Origin of the sequence: Streptomyces pacificus, assembly GCF_011766325.1 — a bacterium.
Classification (GTDB): domain Bacteria; phylum Actinomycetota; class Actinomycetes; order Streptomycetales; family Streptomycetaceae; genus Streptomyces; species Streptomyces pacificus.
This window is the reverse complement of the sequence record NZ_BLLG01000009.1, coordinates 209,396-233,052: the sequence shown is the minus strand read 5'-3', so window position 1 is coordinate 233,052 and position 23,657 is coordinate 209,396. Positions and strand designations below refer to the sequence as shown.

The window sequence follows — 23,657 nt, the reverse complement described above, 5'->3', positions numbered from 1 at the left end:
CCTGCGGGCACCCCAGCACCGACCTTCCGTTTCTGCCGAGGAACCACCGCACCCCATGAACAGCGACAGCGACCTCCAGATCGCCGGCGACATCCTCGAGGTCCCGCACCTCCTCCAGCCCGCCAAGGAGCACCCCTCGACGGTGGCCGAGTTCGCCGGACTCGCCAGATCCATCGCCGCGGACCGCCTCCAGTGGGCTCCGCTCGTCCGGTACGACGCCACGACGCGCTGGTACCACCGGCTCCGCACCGGCCCCGGCTACGAGGTCTGGCTGCTGTCCTGGGTACCGGGACAGGGCAGCGGGCTGCACGACCACGGCCCGTCCTCCGGCGTACTGACGGTCCTGGAGGGAGAGTTGACCGAGCGCACCGCCCGGGGCGACCGCACGCTGGCCGAGGGAGCGCAGCGGGTCTTCTCGCCCGGATATGCGCACGAGGTGGTCAACGAATCGCTCGAGCCGGTCGTGAGTCTCCACGTCTACTTCCCCGGCCTGACCGAGATGCCGATGCACACGGCCCGCTGCGCACCGGCCGTCCGGCAGGACGCCCCCGCCCCCGCCGTCTGACGGTGCCCGCGAGCACCGTCCGGCGTCCCCGCCCCGGCACGGCGCCGGGGTGCCCGTGGCCCCCGCGCTTCGGCCGGGGACCGCGCCATCATCGGGGGCGCCCGCGCCTGACACACTCTGGGGCATGCGCATTGTGGTTCTGGCCGGAGGCATCGGCGGTGCTCGGTTTCTGCGGGGGCTCAAGGCGACCGCCCCCGAGGCCGACATCACGGTCATCGGCAACACCGGTGACGACATCCATCTGTTCGGGCTGAAGGTCTGCCCGGACCTCGACACGGTGATGTACACGCTCGGCGGCGGCATCGACGAGGAGCAGGGCTGGGGACGTTCAGAGGAGACCTTCCAGGTCAAGAGCGAACTGGCGGCATACGGGGTGGGTCCCGAGTGGTTCGGGCTCGGTGACCGCGACTTCGCCACGCACATCGTCCGCACCCAGATGCTCGGCGCGGGCTATCCGCTGAGCGCCGTCACCGAGGCGCTGTGCGCGCGGTGGCAGCCCGGAGTGCGGCTGCTGCCGATGTCCGACGACCGGGTCGAGACCCATGTCGCCGTCGACATCGACGGCGAACGCAGGGCCGTCCACTTCCAGGAGTACTGGGTGAGGCTGCGGGCCTCCGTCGAGGCCCAGGCCGTCGTGCCCGTCGGGGCCGAGCAGTCCACGCCGGCACCGGGAGTGCTGGAGTCGATCGCCGAGGCGGATGTCGTCCTCTTCCCGCCGTCGAACCCGGTCGTGAGCGTGGGAACGATCCTGGCGGTTCCGGGCATCCGTGAGGCGATCGCCGAGGCGGGCGTACCGGTGGTCGGGCTCTCCCCCATCGTCGGGAACGCCCCCGTGCGCGGCATGGCCGACAAGGTGCTGGCGGCGGTCGGGGTGGAGTCGACCGCCGCCGCTGTGGCACGTCACTACGGGTCGGGGCTGCTCGACGGCTGGCTCGTGGACACGGCGGACGCGGAGGCGGCGGCCGAGGTCGAGGAGGCCGGCATCCGCTGCCGGGCGGTCCCGCTGATGATGACCGATCTCGACGCCACGACCGCCATGGCCAACGAGGCGCTGGCACTCGCCGAGGAGGTCCGGGGATGACCGCCCCGTCCTACCGGGTGTGGGCGCTGCCGGGACTGCCCGAGGTGGCGCCCGGTGATGACCTTGCGAAGCTGATCGCGGCCGCTCTCCCCGGCCTGGCCGACGGCGATGTGCTGCTCGTCACCTCGAAGATCGTCAGCAAGGCGGAGGGCCGCATCGTCGAGGCCGGCGACCGCGAGGCGGTCATCGACGCGGAGACGGTGCGGGTCGTGGCCCGCCGCGGCGCCCTGCGCATCGTCGAGAACCGGCAGGGCCTGGTCATGGCCGCGGCCGGGGTGGACGCCTCCAACACCCCCGCGGGGACGGTGCTGCTGCTGCCCGAGGACCCGGACGCCTCAGCCTCGCGCATCCGCGACACACTGCGGGACACGCTCGGCGTCGAGGTGGGCGTGGTGATCACGGACACCTTCGGCCGGCCGTGGCGGGCGGGGCTCACCGACGTCGCCATCGGCGCCGCGGGCGTGCGGGTCCTGGACGATCTGCGCGGCGGCACCGACGCGCACGGCAACCTGCTCGACGCGACGGTCGTCGCCACCGCCGACGAACTCGCGGCGGCCGGCGACCTGGTCAAGGGCAAGGCGTCGGGACTGCCGGTGGCGGTGGTCCGCGGCCTCGGCCATGTCGTCGCGGACGGGACCGGCGGCGCCCGCGCACTGGTCCGCCCCGCGGCAGACGACCTGTTCCGGCTCGGCACGTCCGAGGCGATACGGGAGGCGGTGACCCAGCGCCGCACGGTGCGCGCCTTCACCGACGAGCCGGTCGACCCGGACGCGGTCCGCCGCGCGGTGGCCGCCGCCGTGACCGCCCCTGCCCCGCACCACACGACGCCCTGGCGGTTCGTGCTCCTGGAGTCGGAGTCCTCCCGGCTGCGTCTCCTCGACGCGATGCGCGACGCGTGGATCGCGGACCTGCGTCGCGACGGCAGGTCGGAGGAGTCGATCGCGAAGCGGGTCCGGCGTGGCGACGTCCTGCGCAACGCCCCGTACCTGGCGGTGCCGTGCATGGTCATGGACGGCTCGCACCACTACGGCGACGAGCGCCGGGACAGGGCGGAACGCGAGATGTTCCTCGTCGCGGCGGGCGCGGGCGTGCAGAACTTCCTCGTCGCGCTGGCCGGTGAGCGGCTCGGGTCCGCATGGGTGTCGTCCACGATGTTCTGCCGCGACGTCGTCCGCGAGGTACTGGACCTGCCGTCCGGCTGGGACCCGATGGGCGCGGTCGCGATCGGGCACGCGGCGCAGGCGCCCGGAGTGCGGCCAGGGCGCGACGCGGGGGCGTTCGTCGAGGTGCGGTGAACACGGCGGGCGCGGGCACAGGCACGAGCGCGGGCGCACAGGCGCCGGGCGCGGGCAGGACGAGCGCGGGCGCAGGTCGCACGCGCACCGCGCATATGAGCAGTCACCGGAACGCGTCGCGCGCCCTGGGCGCCGCGTCCGGGGGCGCCGCGTCCGGGCTCCTCGGGCGCGGCGCCCCCGGACGCGGCGCCCCGGACGCGGCCGGCGCGCACAAGCGGCAGGGCGGGGCACGGCACACCCTAGTGGGAGGGCCTCCGGCCCGGGCGCCGGAACTACGGCGACGGAACTACGGCGACGGAACACGGTGGAGAACGCGAAGAACGCGGGGAACGCAGGGAACGCAGGGAACGCAGGGAACGCAGGGAACGCGGAGAACGCGAAGAACGCGGCGGGAACAGGGCATGCCGTGAACGGGCGAGCGCGGCGATCAGGACGGTCCCTCGGCGGCGCCCGCCCTGCCGCTCACAGCATGCCGATGTCCCAGCGGGGCATCTTCGGTGTGCGGCGGGGCGGGGCATGGCCGCCGAGGAGGATGAAGCGGGCTGCACGGTGGCGCTGGCCGGCGTACGGGGCGAGGAGTTCGAGCATCGCCGCGTCGTCCGCGTCCCGGTCTCCCGCGAGGGCGTAGCCGACGATGCGCGGCAGGTGGAGGTCTCCGACGGTGATCGCGTCCGGTGCTCCGTTGCTGCGCTGCACGGTCTCGGCCGAAGTCCAGGGGCCGACGCCGGGGATCAGTTCCAGGCGCGCCATGGCCGCCCCGGGCTCCATGGCCGCGGCCTCCTCCAGCCGGCGCGCGACGCGGACCGCGCGCAGGACCGTGGACGCGCGCTTGTCGTCGACGCCCGCGCGGTGCCACTCCCAGGAGGGGATCGCCGCCCAGGTGCGGGCGTCCGGCATGACGTACATCCGGTCGGGGCACGGTCCGGGGGCGGGGTCGCCGTACTTGCGTACGAGGAGTCGCCAGGCGCGGTAGGCCTCGTCCGTGGTGACCTTCTGCTCCAGGATCGACGGGATCAGGTTTTCCAGGACCAGTCCGGTGCGGGTGAGGCGCAGTCCGGGACGGCGCCGGTAGCCGGCCGCGACGAGGGGGTGGCGCGGCTCGAACTCGGCCGGGTCGTCCAGGTCCCCCAGCAGCGCGGGAAGTTGTTCGAGGAGCCACTCGGCGCCGTGACCCCATGCCTCGGCGTGCACCGCGCTGCCCTTCACCCTCACGCACAGCGTGCCGGGGCCCGCGGGCGTGCGGGTGGTCCGCCAGACGGAGCCGTCGGGGGCGGTGCGGAACGCCGGGTCGCCCGGCCCGCGCCGGAGTGGCCCGAGCACCAGTCCGAGGTCCAGCGGCCCCGGTGGGACGTAGATGCGCTCCCTGCGTCCGGCCTTCGCCGCGGATCCGGGGGCGGGTACGGCGACCTCGCCGCCGCGCACCGTGGTGCGGGTGGCGGCGGGCCGGGGGGCGAAGCGTCCTGCCACGGGAGGGGTCCTGGGTGCCGGTGTGCGGGGGGTCGGTACCGAGCCTAGGCGGTCGGCGCACGGTTCCGCGGGGGGACCCCGCGGAACCGTGCGCGGTGCTGCGGGCGGCTCGGGACGTCGGCCCGCTCCGGGCAGCGGCCCGACCCGCACGGCAGCCGGGCCGGGGGTCTCAGGGCCCCTGCCGGGGCAGGCACCGGACGTCCGCGGCACATGTCCGCAGCGCCCGTCGGCCCGGCGCGGGAGGCACATGTCCGCAGCGCCCGTCGGCCCGGCCCGGAACCACCGGACCCCTCCGACCGGGCCACCGCCGCCGAAACCGCGGACCGGCAGAGGACCGGCAGAGAACCGGCAGAGAACCGGCAGAGGACCGCTGGACGCGCCATGAGCCGGCCGGGCACGCCACGGGGCCGGCCGGTGGCGGCCCGGATCCGCAGAACCGCGCCACGGGGCCGGCCCATACGACTCGGGGCGCGTCCGAAGCGGCGGTCGCTACCGGTCCGAGGAGAAGCGGATCGCGCCCGCCGGGATGGCGGCGTCGCACCAGATCCGGGCACCGTCGCGCAGTTCGTTGTCGGCTCCGACGACCGCGCCGTCGCCGACGACCGCGGCCGTCACGACCGTACGGGCGCCCACGCGCGCGCCCGCGCCCACGAGCGAGTCCGTGATCACCGCGCCGGCCTCGACCACCGCGCCGTCCAGGAGGGTGCTGCCGCTGACCCGGGCGCCCTCGCCCACGGTGGCGCCCTCCCCCACGACCGTTCCCCCGGTCAGCTTGGCGCCGGCGGCGACCCTGGCGGTCGGCAGGACGAGACGGTCCCCGCAGCGGCCCGGCACCGCCGGGGAGGGCGCACGGCCGAGCACGAGATCGGCTGACCCGCGGACGAACGCCTGCGGGGTGCCGAGGTCCAGCCAGTACGTGGAGTCGACCATGCCCTGGAGGTGGGCCCCGGACCCGAGCAGTTCGGGGAAGGTCTCGCGCTCGACGGACACCGGCCGGCCCGCGGGGATGCGGTCGATGACGGAACGGCGGAAGACGTAGGCGCCGGCGTTGATCTGGTCGGTGACGATCTCCTCGGGGGTCCCCGGCTTCTCCAGGAACGCCGTGACCCTGCCGGTGCCGTCCGTGGGGACCAGGCCGAAGGCGCGCGGGTCCTCGACCCGGGTCAGGTGGAGCGACACCTCGGCGCCCGAGGACCGGTGGGTGTCGACCAGGGCCCGGATGTCCAGTCCGGTGAGGATGTCCCCGTTGAAGACGAGCACCGGGTCGTCGGGGCCGGAGCGCAGCCGGGAGGCGACGTTCCGGATCGCCCCGCCCGTGCCGAGCGGCTCCGCCTCGGTGACGTACTCCAGATGCAGACCGAGCGACGAGCCGTCCCCGAAGTACGGCTCGAAGACCTCCGCCAGGTACGACGTCGCCAGCACGATGTGCTCGACACCCGCGGCGCGCGCCCGCGCCAGCTGGTGCGTGAGGAACGGCACCCCCGCCGCCGGGACCATGGGCTTCGGCGTGTTCATGGTGAGTGGGCGAAGTCGTGTGCCTTTGCCGCCGACCAGAAGGATCGCTTCTTGGGCCTGGGTCAATGCCTTCTCTGCTTCCTGCCGGGGCCGGGCGATTCGTGCGTCTGACCGGCCAGTGTATGCAGCCTGTGCGTACGTGTACGGCGCCGCCGGAGCAAGCGGGCGGCCCGGCACGCGGTATGACGGCGGGTGGGCTTCTCAGCGGCCCTGGAGTCCGGCCGCGAGCGCGCGGACCGTACCGAGTCGGCCGTGGAGGAGGGCGCCGGGGCACTCGGTGGGGAATCCGTCCCGGCGCCCGGAGATGACGTTGAGCCTGGCCTTCGTCCCCTTCGCGTATCGGTTGCCGCCACCCGATATCAGATATGCCGTGGACTTCGGGTTTCCCCCGAAGAGTCCGAGTTTCCATGCGGCGGGTTTGGCGATGGCTCCACGGCGACCCTGGGCGGGGCGGTCGAACTGTACGTTCCGAGCAGGGCGATTCCCATGCTGTTGGTGTTGAAACCACGTGTATGTGCACCGAGGACCGGTTTGGCCACGCCTCCTGCCCTGCCTTCGTAGATGTTTCCGCACGGGTCGACGGCGGAGTTGTAGCCGATGCCGCGTCGGCGGCTGCTCTTCACGTGGTAGCGGGAGATACTGCGCAGGACGGAGGCCGACTGGGCGCAGGTGAACCGGTTGCCCGTGGCGGTGTGGTGGACGAAGGCGGCTTGGACGGTCCCCCGTGCAGACGAACCGCCGCTCGCGCAGGGCCTCGTCGGCGCCCCAGCCCCTGCGGGCACGATGCCGGGCCGCGGTTTGATGTACGGCTTGTACGGCTTGTACGGCTTGTACGGCTTGTACGGCTTGTACGGCTTGTACGGCTTGTACGGCTTGGCGAACCCGTACGCCATGGCCTGCGTCTCCGTCTCCGCCTTGGACAGCGGGAGAACGACGTCGGCTCCGGGCGGCGCGAGGTCCGCGGTGACGGCGGAGGCCGCCGCGAACATCACTACCGCGACAGCTGAGCCGGGCGGCCGGCGGAAAGAGGGAGAGCAGATGCGGCCAGTCCGGTCGCTCCCACGGCGATGGCTGCGATGAACGCCGGTAGGTAGGTGGGCTCGTGCAGGGGCCATGCCCACCGTGCGGGTACTCCGTGTTGCACTCCGAACGCTGCGCACGCGATGGGGAAGATGGTGACGATCGTGGCAGCGATGCGAGGGCTGGTGAGGAGGCGCAGCAGGAGGGCGAGTCCGAGGTAGCCCAGAAAGTTTCGGGCCATGCCTGCTGCGAGTATGTGACCGGACGTCGAGGAGATGAGCCAGCCTCCGGCCAGCATCACGAGTGTGCAGGCCGCCATGAGTCCGGCGTCCCATAGGCCGACAGGGCGTACGGCTGTCGCCTCGATGGAGCTTCCTCCGCGGGACTGTCCGTGAAGGATGAGGCACACCGGTGCCAGTGGCAGCAGGAAGGGGAGGGGAAAGGAGAAGGAGACTCCTCCTACGACGATCGGTACGGGCACCTGGATGGAGTCGGCGACGGCGCCGAGTACCAGGCAGGCCACCAGGGCGGCACAGATTGCGGGTACTCGACGCACCTGGATCCACCAGTCCATGGATGTTTCTCTCTGTCGGTTGGCTCGTCGTAGGGGACTCAGAGGCGCCCTGCGTCAAGGACGGGCTGCTTATCACACCGAGTGAGTGTTTCGACGTTCTGCTGGAACCAGACCCGTTGGTCGTGTGGAGTCTGTTCGAGAACGCGTTGGGCGACGTCGACTTCGGGGGGTGCATAGCGGGACGCGACAGTCCGGGGGTCCGCGCCTGCGGTTGTGGTGAGCCAGACACTCAGTGGGCCGTAGGCCTGGCTCCCTGGCCACTCACCGGTTTGGGCGCAGGCCGGAATATCCTTGGGCAGGGCGCTCAGAGCGAGAAGGGCTCGGACTTCGTCTGAGGTCGGTGTGGTCGATCGGGGCGCCAGTTGAGCAGTCGTCGTGACGCCTGCGGCAGTCAGACGCCTGTGGGCGTCCGTTGCCCACGTGGTGATGTCCTGTGTGCTGTCGCGCTGTTCGGGCCAGAGGCAGACCTGCGGGTGGGTTGTTGAGCAGGTACGGGAGGCCGTGGAGCGGGATTCAGCTGCACTGTAGCCGAGGGGATGGGCAATCCACGCCGAGATGGCTACGGCGACGGTCAGGACAACGGGAGCGAGGGGGCGCAGTCGCCGTCCCCGCACCGTCACCAGCCAGGCAGCTGCGAGCAGTCCGATTGAGGCGACGGCCGGGGCGACAATGCTGCGGGGAGCCGCCACTTGGTCCAGCTGACAACACTCCGCCAGGTTCGTACCGTTTAGTTGGCGCACCCAGAAGACGTTCATCGCCGCCGGGTAGGCCATCCACACGAAGCTGCCCACCAGTGCCACAGGCACGGCCAGCAACCGGGGCAGGGTGAGCCCGAGGACATATCCGACGGCGATATGCACCGCCACGACCAGCAGCTCCAGAGCGAGGATCGCCACCGTAGTCCCATTAGGGCTGCCTGCAGCCTGCGGCAGGAGCATGCCGAGGGACAGCGTGACCGCAAGCACGCCCAGGACGAGAGTGGGCGAGAGTACAGCGAGAGACACCCCCGTGAACGTCCGCGCCGGCGCTCCTTGCAGAGTCCGTGCCTGCCGGACGCGCATCCCCTCCCAAGCGCCGCAGGCAGCCACGGCCGGTGCTGTCCAGACCAGCAGAGACGAGCTTTGGCCGGCGACTGAATCCCAATAACCGGGGGTCACCAGCTCGGTGACACTGTCGCGATAGGCGAGCAGCCAGATGATCAGCAAAAGGCCGATGCGAGGCGCGATCGACACACGCAGTACGGTGCTCCAGGGCACGCTTACACCTCCCCCTTCACCAAACCGGCATAGGCGGCTTCAGCTCGGCGTCCGGATGCCACCTGGCCCGGAGCAAGGTCGAGAAAAGACACGGTCGGTCCCTGAAAGAGGATGTTTCCTCGATCGAGGAGCAGGACCGAGTCGTAGCTGTCCTCCAGATCTTCCGTCTGGTGGGTGGAAACGACGAAGCTCGCCTGCTCCTTCAGGTCGTCCAGGAGGCCGCGGAACACCTTGCGCTGCGTCGGGTCGAGGCCGGCGGTCGGTTCATCCATCAGGACCACTCGCGCCGAATGCACCATCGTCTGAGCAATACCCAGGCGACGCAGCTGCCCCCCGGACAGCTGCGCGGCAGAACGGTCGGCCAGCTCATCCAGTCCCACCTGTTTGATCGCGCCCAGCGATCTGTCCCATGCATCCCGCCGCGACAGGCCCTTCAGCCATCCGGCATACGCAGCCTGCTCTCTGACACGCAGCCCCGGTACCGGAGTCACCTGCTGCGGCAGCCAGCCAACCTGCTGCCGGTACCGCTTCAGATCGCCCCGTCTGCGGGTATCCAGGTCACCGAGCGTCACGCTGCCTGCGCTGGGAATGAGTGCGGATGCGAGGAGTCCCAGCAACGTCGACTTACCGGCGCCGTTCGGCCCGAGAAGCACAACGCACCCTGACGGCAGGTCAAGCGTCAGGTCTTGCAGGACGAGTCCACGGCGCCGGTACCCGAAGCAACAGCGCGAGACATGGATGGTCATTCTGGCCTTCTGTCAACTTTCCTGAGAGGCGTGGCCCCCGGTGCCCGAGGGGCCACTGCCGGTACGAACGCTGTCAGTAGCGGGTGACAACGCTATTGACACTGAGCCTGGTAGAGCCGATGTAGATGAAGTAAAATTCCGCGTTCCCCACCTCACCCCAGGACACCGTGTTGCAGGAGTTGCTCCGCGTGCCGTGGCTCACGTCCGGGAGGAAGTCTCTGAGGAGTGGTATGCCACGCAATATGCATAACTGACCCTCTGTACATTTCCCGCCTGCCGCACTACGCAAGAGCTTCCGCACGGCTACCCAGAGGAGCACCTGTGCGCAGAAGCAGCGTCGGCGCCGAGGGTGACAGCCTTACGCGCGCCGGCATCGGGGACGGCGCCACCGGGACAGCGGCACCCGCGCGGCGGCCGCGGCGTACCCTTGCGCGGGTGAACGCCAGCGACCGCACACCAGCCGACCTGCTGCGATCCGCGCTCGTCGCGGACCCCGCGCGCCCTCTGGTCACCTTCTACGACGATGCCACAGGTGAGCGCGTGGAATTGTCCGTCGCCACCTTCGCCAACTGGGTGGCCAAGACGGCGAACCTCCTCCAGGACGGCCTGTCCGCCGAGCCGGGCGACCGGCTCGCGCTGCTGCTGCCCGCCCACTGGCAGACCGCAGTGTGGCTGCTCGCCTGCTCCTCCGTGGGAGTCGTCGCGGATGTCGGGGGCGACCCCGCGACCGCCGATCTGGTCGTGAGCGGCCCGGACACCCTCGACACGGCCCGCGCCTGCTCCGGCGAGCGCATCGCGCTGGCGCTGCGGCCGCTCGGCGGCCGGTTCCCGCAGGCGCCGGAGGGCTTCGCCGACTACGCGGTGGAGGTGCCGGGCCAGGGCGACCGCTTCGCCCCGTACGCACCGGTCGACGCGGACGCCGCCGCACTCACCGTCTCGGGAGCGGAGTTCACCGGTGCGCGACTCGTGGAGCGCGCCCGTGCGGACGCCGAGGAGCTGGGCCTGGCTCCGGGGTCCCGGCTGCTGTCCGGACGCGGGTACGCGACCTGGGAGGGGCTGTCCGCCGGACTGTACGCACCACTCGCGTCCGGCGGTTCGGTCGTGCTCTGCCGGAACCTGGACCGGCTGCCGGCGCGGGACCTGGAGAAGCGCGTAGAGAGCGAGCGGGTGACGGGCACGGCGGTCTGACCCCGGGGGATCCGGCGGTCCGGGCGCCCTTGCGCGACGGGAGGGACCCGAGCAACCCCGGGGACGGGAGGGACCCCAGGGACGGGAGGGGCCCCAGGGACGGGAGAGACCGGCCGGAGGTCCCCGCCCGTCTCCCGAGCCTCGGCACCCATACCGCCCTGACCTGCCCTGACCTGCGACGTCTCATGGGGAACGGCAGGGGATTCACCCGTTCGGCTCAGTGCGCCCCGGGCCCGCAGGCCGCGGCGGCGGGTCCGGTGGATCATCGGCGGTGGGTACTGCGAGCGACCACCGGCCACCGGGAGGACGGACACCACATGAATCCTCCCCTCCTGAAGAGAGGGGGTCCCCGGCTCAGGCCGCCTCTGGGAGCAGCGCTCCCGGAGGTCTTGCGCCCTCGGCACCAGCCGGGTTGAGACCGGCCCGGATCAGCATCACGCGGGCGGAGTTCTTGTCCCGTGGGGACACGGTTCCGCACGCGGTGCACGTATACGTTCTTCCGGAGAGGGGGATGCGGTGCTTGGCTCTCGCCCCGCAGTGCGCGCAGTCCATGGTGGTGTGCGCGGGATGTACGAGGCGGATGTCGCGTGCGTGCTTGCGGGCCCTCTCGATCAGGGCCGTCTTCGTGGCGCCGATCGCCGCGTCAGCGGCCTTGCGGGACCTGGCCACGCACTCGTTCCACACCCACCGGCAGCGCGCCCACTCCGCCATCAGACCAGTGCGGGCGGTCGACGACACCCGAAGCCGGCAGGTGTACCGGGCACGCCCGGCGCCCTCCCCACGCTTCTCCGGCGTCGTCATGCCGGTGTTCTCCCACTGCGGCGGAAGGCATGGGCCATGAAGCGCGCATCACGCTCAGGCTGCCCACCGCCCCGCACGAGTGGCCGGCCTCTCAGGCCGAGTCCGCCCGCAGGTCCCGCAACTCCGAGATCCTGCACCCGCCCGAGGCCGGGCGCGGCAACGACTCGGGGGACGACCCATCGCCCTGACCACGATCGCCCTTTCCCCGCCCTGCTCCGCAGGTATCCGATTCCTCCCCGGCCCGAAGGCCGGGGCATCCCCGGAGGTTCCAGGTGACCGACAGCGCCGGCACGCCCGCCGAACCGGACGACTCCGCGCACCGCGCCGCCGGTGACGGGTCCGGCACGGGCGGCGGAAGGCGCGGGGGCGGCCGCGGGGAGCAGCCCGGGAAAGGGCTGAGAGGGCTGAGAGGGCCCTCGAGGCCGGGGAGGCGGGGAGAGCCGGGAAAGCCGGGAAAGGAGGGAAAGCAGAGTCGGCGGCGGGGCCTTCGGTGGGGCGCGCTGGGCGTCTCGCTCCTCGTCCTGCTGGTCTCGAGTGTCGGCTGGTGGCTGTACCGCAGGCTCGAGGGCAACATCACGACGGACCTGACCGCCGTGGAGGAGCTGGAGCGCTACGACAGGGAGCGCCCGCTGCCCGCCCCGCACGGCGCGCGGAACATCCTGCTCATCGGCTCCGACAGCCGTGCCGGCCCCGAGAACGGCAAGTACGGCCGGGACAAGGGCGTCCAGCACTCCGACACCACGATCCTGCTGCACATCGCGGGCGACCGGCGCAGCGTGACCGCGGTGTCCGTGCCGCGCGACCTCATGGTCGGCGTCCCGAGCTGCCGCACCGCCCAGGGCACCCGCAGCGCGGCCCGGCACGCCCAGTTCAATCGGGCCTTCGCCATCGGCGGGGCCGCGTGCACGATCCGCACCGTCGAACGGCTCACCGGTGTCAGGATCGACCACCACATGGTCGTCGACTTCCACGGCTTCACGAACATGGTGGACGCCGTCGGCGGGGTGACGGTCTGCCTGCCGACGGCCATCGACGACCGGGACGCCCGGCTGGAGCTGGGTGCCGGGCGGCAGACGCTGGACGGCGAGCAGGCCCTCGGCTACGTCCGCGTCCGCAAGTCCCTCGGCAACGGCAGCGACACCGAACGCATGGACCGGCAGCAGCAGTTCCTCGGCGCGCTGTTCGACAAGGTGCAGAGCAACGGGGTGCTGCTGAACCCGGCCCGCCTCTATCCCGTACTCGACGCGGCGACCAGGTCGCTGACCACCGATCCGGGGCTGGCCTCCCTCAAGGACCTGTTCGACCTGGCCCGCTCGCTGCGCGGGGTGCCCACGGACCGGGTGCAGTTCCTCACCGTGCCGCGCCGCTCCCACCCGGGCGACCCCAACCGCGACGTACTCGCGCAGCCGGCCGCGAGCCGGCTCTTCGAGCGGTTGCGCAAGGACGCGCCGGTGCGCGTGGTGCCGAGCGAGACGACCACGAGTGCCAGCGGCGACACGGAACGTGACACCCTCACCGGGTCGCGGAATCCGTCCGCGACGCCCACGTTTCCGGGCACCAGCGCGACGGCGGCCGGATGCGGGTAAAGCCATGCCCAAAGAGTCACCGGCAGTCCATGCGGATTGAGTGGATTGCCCGGTGTGCGAGGCGTGGAATTTGTCACTGACGTCGCCCCGCGCTGAACTGGGCGGATAGTGTGACGCGATCCGGTACATCCGGCCTCCCTGGCCGAGGACGCATACCACCGGATCGAGGAATCGAGCGTCCCCCGGGGGGAGGGGCGCCGCGCGTGGCACCGACGGAGGACTCAAGCAACCGTGGATGCGCAGAGCCGTGGGCGGGCGGACGACATCGACCCCGCCGACCAGTGGGTACTCAACCCGCAAACGGGTAACTACGAACTGCGACTGGACCATTCCGCTCCGAAGCCGGCCTCCCCCCGCTCCGCCGACGCCGCTTCCCGCGTAGCCGCCCGTCGCCGCGACCCCTCCGGTGCGGCTTCCGCGACCGCGGACCTTCCGGGGCAGCGCACCCGGCGCGCGGCGCGCGGCGAGGGCGCACAGGGCGGTGACGGGGGCCGGCGCGGTGCGCAGCAGGCCGCGGCGGGGCGCCGGAAGCGCAAGCAGCAGAAGGGCAGGAACAGGAAGAAGTCGGTGGTGATGTGGACCGGCGGGGTGATGGCCGGCGTCCTCGTCGGCGGCTCGGCGTTCGTGTACTACCTGTACGAGCGGCTCAACGGGAACCTCAGCACGGTGGATGTCGGTGACGCCGGCTCCAAGGGCTTCAGCAAGGACGGCCCCGTCAACATCCTCCTCCTCGGCACCGACAAGCGCACCGGCGCGGGCAACGAGGGGTACGGCGACAAGGGCAGCAGCGGCCACGCCGATACCACGTTCCTGTTCCATGTCTCCGAGGACCGCACCAACGCCACCGCGCTGAGCATTCCGCGCGACCTCATCACCGACATCCCCGACTGCCCCACGAAGCAGCCCGACGGCTCGACCGAGATAATCAGGGGTTCCCAAAGCGTCCGCTTCAACGAGAGTTTCGGCGTGGGGGGCCGCGACCCCGGGTGCACGATGCGCACGGTGCAGCTGATGACCGGCGTTGAAGTCGACCATTTCATGATGGCCGACTTCAACGCGGTGAAGACGCTCTCGACCGCCGTCGGCGGTGTGGAGGTCTGCCTGGTCAACCCCATCAAGGACCGGGACTCCCAGCTGGATCTGCCGGCCGGCAAGCAGAAGGTCTCGGGCGAGGACGCCCTCGCTTTCGTCCGCAACCGGCACGGCCTGGGCAACGAGAGCGACCTCGACCGCATCAAGCAGCAGCAGCAGTTCGTGGCGTCGATGATCCGGCAGATGAAGGAAGACACGCTGGGCGACCCGCAGAAGATGTTCGCGGTGGCGGAGGCCGCGACCCAGGCGCTCACCGTCGACAGCGCGATCGGGGACATCCCCAAGCTGACGGCCATGGCCCAGGAACTCGGCAAGATCGACATAAAGCACATCAGCTTCGCGACCGTACCCGTGGTCGACAACACCGACGGCGCCACCGTCCTCCTCGACCAGGCCAAGGCGCCGCAGGTGTTCAGCATGATCCAGAACGACATCTCCTTCACCGAGGTGAAGAAGCAGGAGGCGGCCGCGAAGGACCAGCAGGCCGCCCTGCTCGAGGGTGCGAGGGCCGATGCCTCCGAGGTCCGGGTCGACGTCTACAACGGCAGCGACACCTCGGGGGCGGCGCAGCGGACGCTGAACTGGCTGCAGGTGGAGAAGGGCGTGCTCAAGTCCACCAACAAGAGCAACGCCCCGCAGAAGACGGACAAGACGACACTGGAGTACGCGCCGAACCAGGCCGACCAGGCCCGCACGCTCGCGGACCTCATGGGTCTGCCCGCCACCGCGCTCAAGCCCGGCACGGAGGACGCCGCGGACACGGAGGCCATGGTCCTCACCCTCGGTGCCGACTTCAAGGGCGCGGGAGTGCCCGTCACCGCACCGACGAAGCCGCCGGTGGACAAGGTCGAAGCAGACAAGCAGGTGTGCGCAGAGTGACCCGGGGGTACCGGGGCGCGCGGCGCGCCTGAAGACAGGGGGACCAGGGGTGGCACGGAGCAGCGTGCACGGGGAGGACACGCGGGAGCGTGCCGGGCGCGCCGGGGAGAACGGCCGGGCCGGCGGGGGCGCTGCGCGGAAGCGGGCCAAGGACCAGGGCCAGGGCCAAGGGCAGGGACAGGGGCAGGGGCAGGGCCGGGAACGGGAGCAGGTCCGGGTGCGGAAGCGGGAACAGGAGCGGGATCGGAAGCGGGACGTTTCCGCAGGACCGGACGACGGCGGGGAGGGACCGCCCCGGCCACTCGGCGGTCAGGGCGGTCAGGGCAGTCAGGGCGGTCAGGGAAGTCAGGGAAGTCAGGGAAGTCAGGGAAGACGCGGCAGACGCAGGACCCTGCGGTGGGTCGCCTGTGTGCTCTCCCTGCTGATACTCGGCACGGCGGGTGCCGGGTACCTCTACTACGAGCAGCTGAACGGAAACATCCGGACGGACGACCTCAACCTCGGCAAGAACGGGATGGCCGGCCACAGGGTGAACGCCGCCGGCCAGACGCCGCTGAACATCCTGCTGATCGGCTCGGACGCACGGGACTCGGCCGAGAACAAGGCCCTCGGCGGTGCCCGGGACACCTTCGACGGGCCACCGCTCGCCGATGTGCAGATGCTGGTCCACGTCTCGGCGGACCGCAGCAACATGTCGGTGGTCAGCATGCCCCGGGACACCGTGCTGAAGATCCCGGAGTGCACGGACCGCAGCGGCAAGGTGTACGAGGAGACCGGCTGGACGCTCACCAACGAATCCCTCAGCCGCGGCGGCCCCGGCTGCACGGTGGCCACCTGGTACCGGCTCACCGGAATCACCATCGACCACTTCATGCAGGTCGACTTCGCCGGCGTGGTGTCGATGGCGGACGCGATCGGCGGGGTGCCCGTCTGCGTCAAGGACAACGTCTACTCGCGCAACAGCCGGGGGCAGGGCTCCGGTCTCAAGCTGAAGGCGGGCACGACCTCGGTCAAGGGCGAGCAGGCGCTGCAGTGGCTGCGCACCCGCTACGGCTTCAGGGACGGCACCGACCTGGCCCGCACCCAAGCCCAGCACATGTACATGAACTCGATGGTGCGTGAACTGCGCCGGAGCACCAAGCTCACCGACCCCGCCCAGCTGCGGAACCTCGCGGAGGCCGCCACCTCCGCGCTCACGGTCGACGAGGGCCTGGACACGGTGGCCAAGCTGTACGCTCTGGCCGAGGAGTTCAAGCAGGTGCCGACCGAGCGCATCACGATGACGACGATGCCCAACTTCTACAGCCGGCGCCCCGGTTTCGCCGGCAAGGTCGAGCCTCTCCAGCCGGACGCCGAGCAGGTGTTCCGCATGGTGCGCGAGGACATCCCGCTCGACGGCAAGGCGTCCAAGCGCACGGCACCCGCGGCACCCGCGGCACCCGCGGCTCCGGTGGTGCCCGAGGGCCCCGCCGCCGCGCCGAGCGAGATCGGTGTGCAGGTGCAGAACGGCACGTACACCGACGAGCTGGGGGCCGCGCGTGGGCGCGCCACGGAGATCGCGGAGGTCCTCACCGGCAAGGGCTTCACCCTGGCGACGGCGGACAGCCGGACCGATCCGCGGGCCCGTACCGTGGTGTTCTACCCGAGCGCGGAGCTGGCGGGGGATGCACGGGCCGTGGCCGAGACCGTGGGCCTTCCGGTCTCCTCGGTGACCAGGTCCGCCGATGTGTCGGGCGTCACGCTGGTGGTGGGCGCGGACTGGCGGAAGGGCACCGCGTATCCGCGGGTCGCGGACGGGAACGGCGGCGAGGCGCCGTCGTCCGCGAAGCCGCTCAACGCGGGTGACACCGGGGCCTGTATGGACGTACAGCCGGGCTTCACCTGGTAGAGCACGCAAGGCCGGGTCCGGACGGGCCTGCGGGAGGCCGGGGGCCGGACGGGCCGGCGGAGGGCGGCGCGATGCGCGGGGGCCGCTCCTCGTACCGGCCCCCGCGCACGACGGGCCCTCGGCATCAGGCCTGGGTCGGCGCGGTCACCGCGGGCCTGCGGCTCGCGATGACCTTCTTCGCCAGGGACCGCGGACTCGTCAGAAAGCCGAAACCCCACGACATGTGCATCGTCGCCAGCGCCACCGGGATCAGGACGCGTGCCTTCCAGGGAAGTCCCCTGCCCGCAGGGACCGAACCCGCGGCGATCGCCGCCAGATAGCCGGCCGGGATCACGAAGCCGAGCGGTGTGAGCACCGCACCGGCCACCAGGCCCGCGGCGATCGCGCAGACGGCGGTCGGCGGGGCGAGATAGCGGAGGTTGATCGAGCCGGAGTGGTAGCGGGCGACGACATGGCGCCAGCGGCCGTAGTCCTTGTACTGCTTGGCGAGTGCCTTCACGGAGGGGCGCGGCCGGTACCGGACCCTCAGCTCAGGGGAGAACCAGATCAGGCCGCCGGCCTCGCGGATACGGAAGTTCAGCTCCCAGTCCTGGGCGCGGATGAACTCCTCGTTGTAGCCGCCCTGCCGCTCCAGCGCCTCGCGGCGGAAGACACCCAGGTACACGGTCTCCGCGGGGCCCGCCTCACCGCCGGTGTGGAAGGCCGCGTTGCCGACGCCGATCTTCGAGGTCATCGCGGCGGCGACGGCGTGCTCCCAGTCGTTCTCCCCTTCGGCGTGCATGATGCCGCCCACGTTCTGCGCACCGGTCTCCTCGAGGAGCCGGACCGCCGTCGCGATGTAGTCCGGCGACAGCATCCCGTGCCCGTCGACGCGGACCACGACCGGGTGGCGGGACGCCCTGATCGCGGCGTTGAGCGCGGCGGGCGTACGGCCGGTGGGGTTGGCGACCGTACGCACCCGGCCCCAGGGGTTCGATGCCGTCTCGCGCACCAGCTCGGCGGCGATCTCGTCGGTGCGGTCGGTCGACGGGCCGAGCGCGATCACCACCTCCATCTCGCCTGCGTAGTCCTGCTGCAGGATGTGGTGGACGGCGTCGCGCAGATGACGCTCCTCGTCGAGGACCGGCATGATCACGGAGACGGCGGGCGGGGCGGCTGGCATGGGTTCCTCGGGGTCCGGGGGATGTCCCCCGGGAGACAACGGCCTCGGGGAGACAGCGGCGTCGTCCGCCACGTTACCGCGAACGGGGGACAGCGATGCGCGCGTCCCCCCGGCCTCCCCGTGCCGCAGATCGTATGGGCCTACGGTGCTCAGGATCACCGGTCTGCTGCCCCGCGGAGGTGCCCCTCGTGCCCACACCGCCCCGCTCGCCCCGTCCGCGACCGGCGGCGGGCCGCCCCGGACCGGTTCCCAGGCCGAAGGGGGGCCGCCCCGGACCGGAGGCACGGCGCCGGGGCGGGCCGGCACCACGCCAGGGGGCGGCGGGGAACGGCCGGCGGGGGCCGGCCCCGCGCACCCGCGGACGGGGGCAGCCGGGCCGGCCCCGCTGGGGGATGCGGATGGTGACGACCCTCTCGATGCTGGTACTCGGTGTGGGGGGCATCGGCCACGCCCTGGTGACGGGTCTTGACAGCGGCATCGGCCGGGTAGACCCGTTCCGGGACATGAAGAACCGCCCGGCGCACGGCAACGGGATGAACATCCTGCTCGTCGGCACCGACGGCCGGGACACGATCACCGAGGAGGAGCGCCGCACGTACCGGCTGGGCGGCGCCCCCTGCCGCTGCACCGACACGATCATGCTGGTGCACATCTCCGAGGACCGGGAGCGGGCGAGCATCGTGAGCCTGCCCCGCGACTCGTACGCGGAGCTCCCCGCCCACACCGACCTGACCACCGGCGAGAAGCACGGCCTGCACGCGGTGAAACTGAACGCGGCGTACGCGGAGGGCGGGCCCGCGCTCACCGTGCGGGCCGTGGAGGACCTGACCAGGGTGCGGGTCGACCACTACCTCGAAGTCGACTTCCGCAGCTTCATGAGGACCGTCGACGCGATCGGCGGGGTGGAAATCTGCACGGCCCGGGCGTTGAAGGACTCCCACTCGGGCCTCGACCTCAAGGCGGGTACGCACCGGCTCGACGGCGCGACGGCGCTGCAGTACGTGCGGGCCCGGCATGTCGACGGGGCGGCCGACCTGGGGCGGATGCAGCGCCAGCAGCGGTTCGTGGCGGCGCTGGTGCAGCAGGCCACCAGCAGCGGAGTACTGCTGAACCCGGTGAAGTTCCGCCAGGTCGGCACCGCGGCGCTGAACTCGGTACGGGCCGACCGGGGCTTCGGCACCGACCAGCTCCTCACGCTGGGCAAGGCGATGAGGAGCTTCACCCCGGCGTCGACGGAGTTCGCCTCCGTCCCCGTCAAGGACCCGAGCTTCCCGGTGAAGGGCGTCGGCTCGACGGTGAAGTGGGACCAGGTGAAGGCGGAGCAGCTCTTCCAGGCCCTGAGGGAGGACCGGCCGCTCGCCCCGGAACGTCCGCGGGGCACCTCGTCCGCCCCCGCCGCGAAGGTCGTCGATGTCCCGCCGCAGCAGATCCGGGTGCAGGTCTACAACGGGACGCGGCTGGACGGGCTCGGCTCCCGGGTGGACTCCGCCCTGCGGGGGACCGGGTTCAACACGACGCGGACCCCGCTGAACGGCGGCGAGCGCGATGTGAAGCGCACCTACATCACCTACGACCCGCGCTGGGACCGCTCGGCGAGGTCCCTGGCGGTGGCCCTGGAGGGCGCCGAGCTGCGCCCGGTGAAGGGTCAGGGCCCGACGCTCCATGTGACGGCGGGCTCCGGCTTCACCTCGGTGACCCCCGTCCGGGCGGAGACCCCTCGGCCCAGGGGCGCCTTCGGCGCCGTCACCGGCGACGAGGTCCTCTGCCGCTGACTCCCCGGCGGCGGCCGCAGGGACGGCGGTGGCCGCGGCCAAGGCGAGGGGACCGCGGCGGGAGCGACCGGGGGCCGGACGCGGACGGCTACGGGGACTAGGCCGCGGACGGCTACGGGGACGGGGACGGGGAGCACAAGGCCGACGGCCCAGCGCCGACCCCACCGGGACGGTGGCGTAGGGGGCGGGCCCGGCGAAGTCCCGCGACGGGATCGCGGTCCCCGCAGGCACGGCACTGCCCCCGAGGTGAGACCTCAGTCCTCGTGTCCCTCGGCCGCGCGGCGCTCGCGGAGTTCCTTGATGGCGCGGCGGCGGGCCAGCCGGTGGGTGCGGCGGATCTGCGCCTCCTGACAGCGTCGCTTGTCGCGCTCCGTCTCGGGGATCACCGGAGGAACCGGACGGGGCTTGCCGTCCGCGTCGACGGCGGCGAACACCAGGTACGCGGAGCCGACCCGGGTCGCGGGGGCCGACTCGTTCCAGCGCTCGGCGAGCACCCGGACGCCGACCTCCATCGAGGACCGGCCGGTCCAGTTGACCTGGGCCTTCACATGCACAAGATCGCCCACCCTGACCGGCTCCAGGAAGACCATCTCGTCCATGGAGGCCGTGACCGCCGGTCCGCCGGAGTGCCGGCCCGCGACGGCGCCCGCCGCGTCGTCCACCAATTTCATGATCACACCGCCGTGTACCGTCCCGAGGAGGTTGGTGTCGCTGTGCGTCATGATGTGGCTGAGGGTCGTACGCGAAGCCGATGTCGGCTTGCCCGGGATACCGCTTTCCGAGCGCTGGGCCTGGTCTGTCATGCCCTCCACCCTATGCGGGTCCCCGGGGACCGCGGCATTGCATCAGATTCGCTACAGCACCGGTGTGATGTGTCACCCGCCCTGTCGGGCTTTCGTCCGCGGCCTGCACACTGTTCCGCATGAATGACTGGCCCGATGGATACGGACACGGCGACCGGCGCGCGGAACCCGAGGGGCCGCGCGCGATGCGCCATGTGCGGCGACGCCCGATCCCGCAGCAGCCGCAGGGGTACGACGACAGGTACGACGCCCCGTACGACAGCGGCTACAACACGGGCCAGGTCTACGGTTCACCGTCGTCCGGCCGGGGAGGCGGCGGGGACGGCGGTCACGGGGGCCCTGCGGGCCACGGGGGCCACGGCGAGCCGCCCTCCTACGGCCGCCCGGCGCCCGACTGGCGCCGACGGCTCAAGGTCGGCTCGATCACGGTGCTCGTGCTGGCCCTCGGGGTATCCATAGGCACCTACGTCTGGGCCGACTCCAAGATGCGCCGCGAGGTCGACCTCACCAAGGTCATAGACCGGCCCGAGGAGGGCGACTGCACGACGTATCTGATCGTGGGCTCCGACAGCCGCGAAGGCATGTCCGCGGAGGACAGGAAGCGTCTGCACACCGGATCCGCCGAGGGCAAGCGCACCGACTCCATGATGATCCTCGCCGCCTGCGGCAGCGGGAACACCATGATCTCGCTCCCCCGCGACTCGGATGTGGAGATACCGTCCTTCGTGGGCTCGGAGTCCGGCAAGACCTTCCCGGCCCAGGGCCGCCGGGTGAAGCTGAACGCGGCCTACGCGGAGGACGGCCCCGAGCTGCTGGTGCGCACCGTGGAGCACAACACCGGCCTGCGGATCGACCACTACGCGGAGATCGGCTTCGCCGGCTTCGCGAATATCGTGGACGCACTCGGCGGCGTCGAGATGGACATCCCCAAAGCCTTCAAGGACGAGAAGTCCGGCGCCGACTTCCAGGCGGGCACCCAGACCCTGAACGGCGAGCAGGCCCTCGCCTTCGTCCGGACCCGGTACGCCTTCGCCGGCAGCGACCTGGACCGCACCAAGAACCAGCAGAAGTTCCTCGCGGCGCTGGCCAACCAGGCCGCGACGCCCGGCACGATCCTCAACCCGTTCAGGCTCTACCCGACTCTCGGCTCGGGTCTGGACACGCTGATCGTCGACCAGGACATGTCCCTGTTCGACCTGGCGGAGATGTTCTTCGCGATGAAGAGCGTCAACGGGGGCGACGGCACGTCGATGAACATGCCGATCTCCGGCAGCCGCGGCGGGAACCTGGTCTGGGACAAGGAGAAGGTGAGTCAGCTGATGGACCAGATCAAGAACGACGAGAAGGTCACCGTCACCGCGGACTGACAACGCCACGGGGCGATGCGGCGGCCCCGAGGCGCGGGCCGCCGGCCTCGGGCAAGGCGCCCGAGCGGAGACGGGACCCGGCCGCGATGGCCCAGGGGTGGTCCCCGGCCCGAGCGTCCCGTGCTCGGCGGTCAGCTCCCCGCCGCGTAGGCCACGAAGTCCCCCCACGCCGCGGAAGTGAAGCCGAGCAGCGGACCGGACACGTGCTTGGAATCACGGACCTGCACCGCACCGGCCCCCGCCGCGACCTCCACGCACTCGGGGCCGTCGGCCGTGCTGTAACTGCTCTTGACCCACTCCACCCCGGAACCGACCCCGGACGAAGGCTTCACACTCATAGTTCTCCCCACAACTTCTCGACAAAAGACCGCGACAACCGAGGAGTCAGCGCCTGCGACCTGATCAGGCCATACCGCATCTCCAGGATCTGCACCTCCCTGGGCTCACTGACCAGACGGCTGGTGAGCTGCACCTCGTTGTGCGCAACAGCCGTGCCATCGCTCAGCTTGAGCACCTGATGTGAGCCGTCCAGGCCCGCGTGCTCCTCGGTCTCCGTCGGCATGACCTGGACCTCGACATGCCGCAACGCGCTGACTTCCAGCAGGTGTTCGAGCTGACGACGCAGGACCATTCTGCCCCCGACCGGCCGTCTGAGCCCTGAGTTCCGCAGTTGCTGGGCACGCGGATGTGTCGAAAACGGGGGTTGAGCTGCGGAAGCGTCGAGAGAGTGGTCGCGGAGGCGTGTGCCCACACGGGTGCGTTATGGCTGGTCAGGCAGGGTCTGCGGCAGTGATCCGGGGTGGCGGTTTGATGCCGCAGTCGCGGTAGAGGGCGGCTTGCTCGCTGTTCAGCGGGGTGGTCTGGGTGATCTGTCCGGCGTCGCCGGTGAGGGTGACCTCGTGGACGCGGCCGAGTTGGGTGCTGATCCGGTTCCAGGTCTGGTCGGTGCAGCGTTCGGCGACGCGGATCAGTAGCAGAGCGAGCCAGCACAGCAGTACGTGGGCGCGGACGCGGTGTTCGAGGTGGTGGAAGACCGGTCGTAGTTCCAGCATCGTTTTCAGATCGCGAAATCCGCGCTCGGCTTCCAGGAGGGCCTTGTAGCCGACCGCGATCTCCTCGGCACTCAGGTGCGGGGCGGAGCCGGTCAGCAGGTACTTTCCGTCGAGACGCTCCTCGGCCTTGATCTTGGCGCGGTCGATGGCCAGCCGTCCGTTCCTCGAGGTCCTCAACCGCCGTTTCAGGGGGGCGTTCGATCAGCGCGCACTCGGCGCGCATGTGGGCGGCCTCCGCCCGCTCCCGTGCTTTCGGGGCACTCGCGCGCTTGGCGTCGCGCTCGCGCTGGGACCGGATCCGCTCGAGTTCGGCCTCGATCCGCTTGATGGCCCCGAAGCGCCGGCCCGGGGCCTGGTCGAGCTTGACTTCCTTGACGCGCACGTTGTCGCGGATCTGGTGGTAGCGGCCCTGCCGGGCGAGCGCGGCCTCGGCCGAGTCGCCTCCGTCACGCATGCACATCCCGGCGATGTAGTGGCCACCGGCGCGGGTGAGGCAGGCGAGGCTGTCCGCGGAGGAGAAGCCGCGGTCGACCACGGTGATCACGCGG

18 protein-coding genes and 4 pseudogenes are annotated in these 23,657 nt (G+C 71.4%); 10 read left to right on the top strand and 12 right to left on the bottom strand.

The features are described 5' to 3' along the window. Nucleotides 1–55: 55 nt before the first annotated feature. From SCWH03_RS17245 to SCWH03_RS17235, 3 genes are all read left to right on the top strand, one after another. Nucleotides 56–565 carry a cysteine dioxygenase gene (locus SCWH03_RS17245; RefSeq protein WP_173265136.1) on the top strand — a complete coding sequence of 170 codons (510 nt, stop codon included), beginning with the start codon at nt 56–58 and terminating at the stop codon, nt 563–565. A 124-nt stretch (nt 566–689) separates the two neighbouring features. Then, nucleotides 690–1,646, top strand: a complete 957-nt coding sequence (cofD, locus tag SCWH03_RS17240; protein ID WP_173265135.1) for a 2-phospho-L-lactate transferase — start codon at nt 690–692, stop codon at nt 1,644–1,646. After that, the gene (locus SCWH03_RS17235; protein WP_173265134.1) at nt 1,643–2,941 is read left to right on the top strand and encodes a coenzyme F420-0:L-glutamate ligase; all 1,299 of its coding nucleotides are present in this window, start codon (nt 1,643–1,645) and stop codon (nt 2,939–2,941) included. Before cofD ends, SCWH03_RS17235 begins: the two co-directional genes overlap by 4 nt. 462 nt (nt 2,942–3,403) lie before the next feature. Here SCWH03_RS17235 and SCWH03_RS17230 read toward each other — a convergent pair whose 3' ends face one another. The 6 genes and pseudogenes from SCWH03_RS17230 to SCWH03_RS17205 form a co-directional block, all read right to left on the bottom strand. Continuing rightward, nucleotides 3,404–4,408, bottom strand: coding sequence for a DNA-3-methyladenine glycosylase family protein (locus tag SCWH03_RS17230; protein WP_173265133.1), 1,005 nt, complete (start codon nt 4,406–4,408; stop codon nt 3,404–3,406). Nucleotides 4,409–4,897: 489 nt separating this feature from the next. Next, nucleotides 4,898–5,989 carry a mannose-1-phosphate guanylyltransferase gene (gene manB, locus SCWH03_RS17225; protein ID WP_173265132.1) on the bottom strand — a complete coding sequence of 364 codons (1,092 nt, stop codon included), beginning with the start codon at nt 5,987–5,989 and terminating at the stop codon, nt 4,898–4,900. Nucleotides 5,990–6,124: 135 nt separating this feature from the next. Further along, nucleotides 6,125–6,885, bottom strand: a pseudogene (locus SCWH03_RS17220) (N-acetylmuramoyl-L-alanine amidase); the annotation flags it as partial. A 29-nt stretch (nt 6,886–6,914) separates the two neighbouring features. After that, complete coding sequence (locus tag SCWH03_RS17215; protein WP_173265131.1) at nt 6,915–7,517, bottom strand: hypothetical protein; 603 nt, start codon at nt 7,515–7,517, stop codon at nt 6,915–6,917. A gap of 38 nt (nt 7,518–7,555) precedes the next feature. Further along, nucleotides 7,556–8,749, bottom strand: a complete 1,194-nt coding sequence (locus SCWH03_RS17210; RefSeq protein WP_173265130.1) for a DUF7224 domain-containing protein — start codon at nt 8,747–8,749, stop codon at nt 7,556–7,558. 26 nt (nt 8,750–8,775) lie between these two features. Next, the gene (locus tag SCWH03_RS17205) at nt 8,776–9,519 is read right to left on the bottom strand and encodes an ATP-binding cassette domain-containing protein (protein ID WP_173265129.1); all 744 of its coding nucleotides are present in this window, start codon (nt 9,517–9,519) and stop codon (nt 8,776–8,778) included. A gap of 435 nt (nt 9,520–9,954) precedes the next feature. On the opposite strand from SCWH03_RS17205, the gene SCWH03_RS17200 reads away from it, so the two are divergent. Next, nucleotides 9,955–10,707, top strand: a complete 753-nt coding sequence (locus SCWH03_RS17200; RefSeq protein WP_173265128.1) for a TIGR03089 family protein — start codon at nt 9,955–9,957, stop codon at nt 10,705–10,707. Between the two features lie 354 nt (nt 10,708–11,061). Here the strand turns inward: SCWH03_RS17200 and SCWH03_RS17195 are convergent. After that, a pseudogene (locus tag SCWH03_RS17195) lies at nt 11,062–11,367 on the bottom strand (zinc ribbon domain-containing protein); the annotation flags it as partial. A gap of 170 nt (nt 11,368–11,537) precedes the next feature. Between SCWH03_RS17195 and SCWH03_RS17190 the strand changes: the two are divergent. From SCWH03_RS17190 to SCWH03_RS17175, 4 genes are all read left to right on the top strand, one after another. Next, complete coding sequence (locus SCWH03_RS17190) at nt 11,538–11,696, top strand: hypothetical protein (protein WP_173265127.1); 159 nt, start codon at nt 11,538–11,540, stop codon at nt 11,694–11,696. Nucleotides 11,697–11,780: 84 nt separating this feature from the next. Beyond that, complete coding sequence (locus SCWH03_RS17185; protein WP_173265126.1) at nt 11,781–13,094, top strand: LCP family protein; 1,314 nt, start codon at nt 11,781–11,783, stop codon at nt 13,092–13,094. A 231-nt stretch (nt 13,095–13,325) separates the two neighbouring features. Continuing rightward, nucleotides 13,326–15,065, top strand: a complete 1,740-nt coding sequence (locus SCWH03_RS17180; RefSeq protein ID WP_173265125.1) for an LCP family protein — start codon at nt 13,326–13,328, stop codon at nt 15,063–15,065. A 409-nt stretch (nt 15,066–15,474) separates the two neighbouring features. Beyond that, nucleotides 15,475–16,953 (top strand): LCP family protein, encoded by a 1,479-nt coding sequence (locus SCWH03_RS17175; RefSeq protein WP_371872695.1) that lies wholly within the window; start codon nt 15,475–15,477, stop codon nt 16,951–16,953. A 124-nt stretch (nt 16,954–17,077) separates the two neighbouring features. Here SCWH03_RS17175 and SCWH03_RS17170 read toward each other — a convergent pair whose 3' ends face one another. Further along, nucleotides 17,078–18,115 carry a glycosyltransferase family 2 protein gene (locus SCWH03_RS17170; RefSeq protein WP_173265124.1) on the bottom strand — a complete coding sequence of 346 codons (1,038 nt, stop codon included), beginning with the start codon at nt 18,113–18,115 and terminating at the stop codon, nt 17,078–17,080. Between the two features lie 188 nt (nt 18,116–18,303). Between SCWH03_RS17170 and SCWH03_RS17165 the strand changes: the two genes are divergently transcribed. After that, a complete protein-coding gene (locus SCWH03_RS17165) occupies nt 18,304–19,887 on the top strand; it encodes an LCP family protein (RefSeq protein WP_443098662.1) in 1,584 nt (527 codons plus the stop codon). Nucleotides 19,888–20,141: 254 nt separating this feature from the next. Here the strand turns inward: SCWH03_RS17165 and SCWH03_RS17160 are convergent, their stop codons facing one another. Further along, a complete protein-coding gene (locus SCWH03_RS17160) occupies nt 20,142–20,690 on the bottom strand; it encodes an acyl-CoA thioesterase (protein WP_173265122.1) in 549 nt (182 codons plus the stop codon). Nucleotides 20,691–20,809: 119 nt separating this feature from the next. On the opposite strand from SCWH03_RS17160, the gene SCWH03_RS17155 reads away from it, so the two are divergent. Next, a complete protein-coding gene (locus SCWH03_RS17155) occupies nt 20,810–22,057 on the top strand; it encodes an LCP family protein (RefSeq protein WP_254076806.1) in 1,248 nt (415 codons plus the stop codon). 131 nt (nt 22,058–22,188) lie between these two features. Here the strand turns inward: SCWH03_RS17155 and SCWH03_RS17150 are convergent, their stop codons facing one another. The 3 genes and pseudogenes from SCWH03_RS17150 to SCWH03_RS30075 all read right to left on the bottom strand — a co-directional run. Beyond that, nucleotides 22,189–22,395 carry a DUF397 domain-containing protein gene (locus tag SCWH03_RS17150; RefSeq protein ID WP_173265121.1) on the bottom strand — a complete coding sequence of 69 codons (207 nt, stop codon included), beginning with the start codon at nt 22,393–22,395 and terminating at the stop codon, nt 22,189–22,191. Next, nucleotides 22,392–22,712, bottom strand: a pseudogene (locus SCWH03_RS17145) (Scr1 family TA system antitoxin-like transcriptional regulator); the annotation flags it as partial. The pseudogene SCWH03_RS17145 and the gene SCWH03_RS17150, both read right to left, overlap by 4 nt. 115 nt (nt 22,713–22,827) lie before the next feature. Continuing rightward, nucleotides 22,828–23,656: pseudogene (locus SCWH03_RS30075) on the bottom strand (IS1634 family transposase); the annotation flags it as partial. Nucleotide 23,657: the final 1 nt, after the last annotated feature.

Coding starts and splice junctions, on each gene's coding strand:
- SCWH03_RS17235 (WP_173265134.1), top strand. CDS start 1,643: ATGACCGCCCCGTCCTACCGGGTGTGGGCGCTGCCGGGACTGCCCGAG.
- SCWH03_RS17150 (WP_173265121.1), bottom strand. CDS start 22,395: ATGAGTGTGAAGCCTTCGTCCGGGGTCGGTTCCGGGGTGGAGTGGGTC.
- SCWH03_RS17215 (WP_173265131.1), bottom strand. CDS start 7,517: ATGGACTGGTGGATCCAGGTGCGTCGAGTACCCGCAATCTGTGCCGCC.
- SCWH03_RS17170 (WP_173265124.1), bottom strand. CDS start 18,115: ATGCCAGCCGCCCCGCCCGCCGTCTCCGTGATCATGCCGGTCCTCGAC.
- SCWH03_RS17160 (WP_173265122.1), bottom strand. CDS start 20,690: ATGACAGACCAGGCCCAGCGCTCGGAAAGCGGTATCCCGGGCAAGCCG.
- SCWH03_RS17205 (WP_173265129.1), bottom strand. CDS start 9,519: ATGACCATCCATGTCTCGCGCTGTTGCTTCGGGTACCGGCGCCGTGGA.
- cofD (WP_173265135.1), top strand. CDS start 690: ATGCGCATTGTGGTTCTGGCCGGAGGCATCGGCGGTGCTCGGTTTCTG.
- SCWH03_RS17190 (WP_173265127.1), top strand. CDS start 11,538: ATGGGCCATGAAGCGCGCATCACGCTCAGGCTGCCCACCGCCCCGCAC.
- SCWH03_RS17245 (WP_173265136.1), top strand. CDS start 56: ATGAACAGCGACAGCGACCTCCAGATCGCCGGCGACATCCTCGAGGTC.
- SCWH03_RS17155 (WP_254076806.1), top strand. CDS start 20,810: ATGAATGACTGGCCCGATGGATACGGACACGGCGACCGGCGCGCGGAA.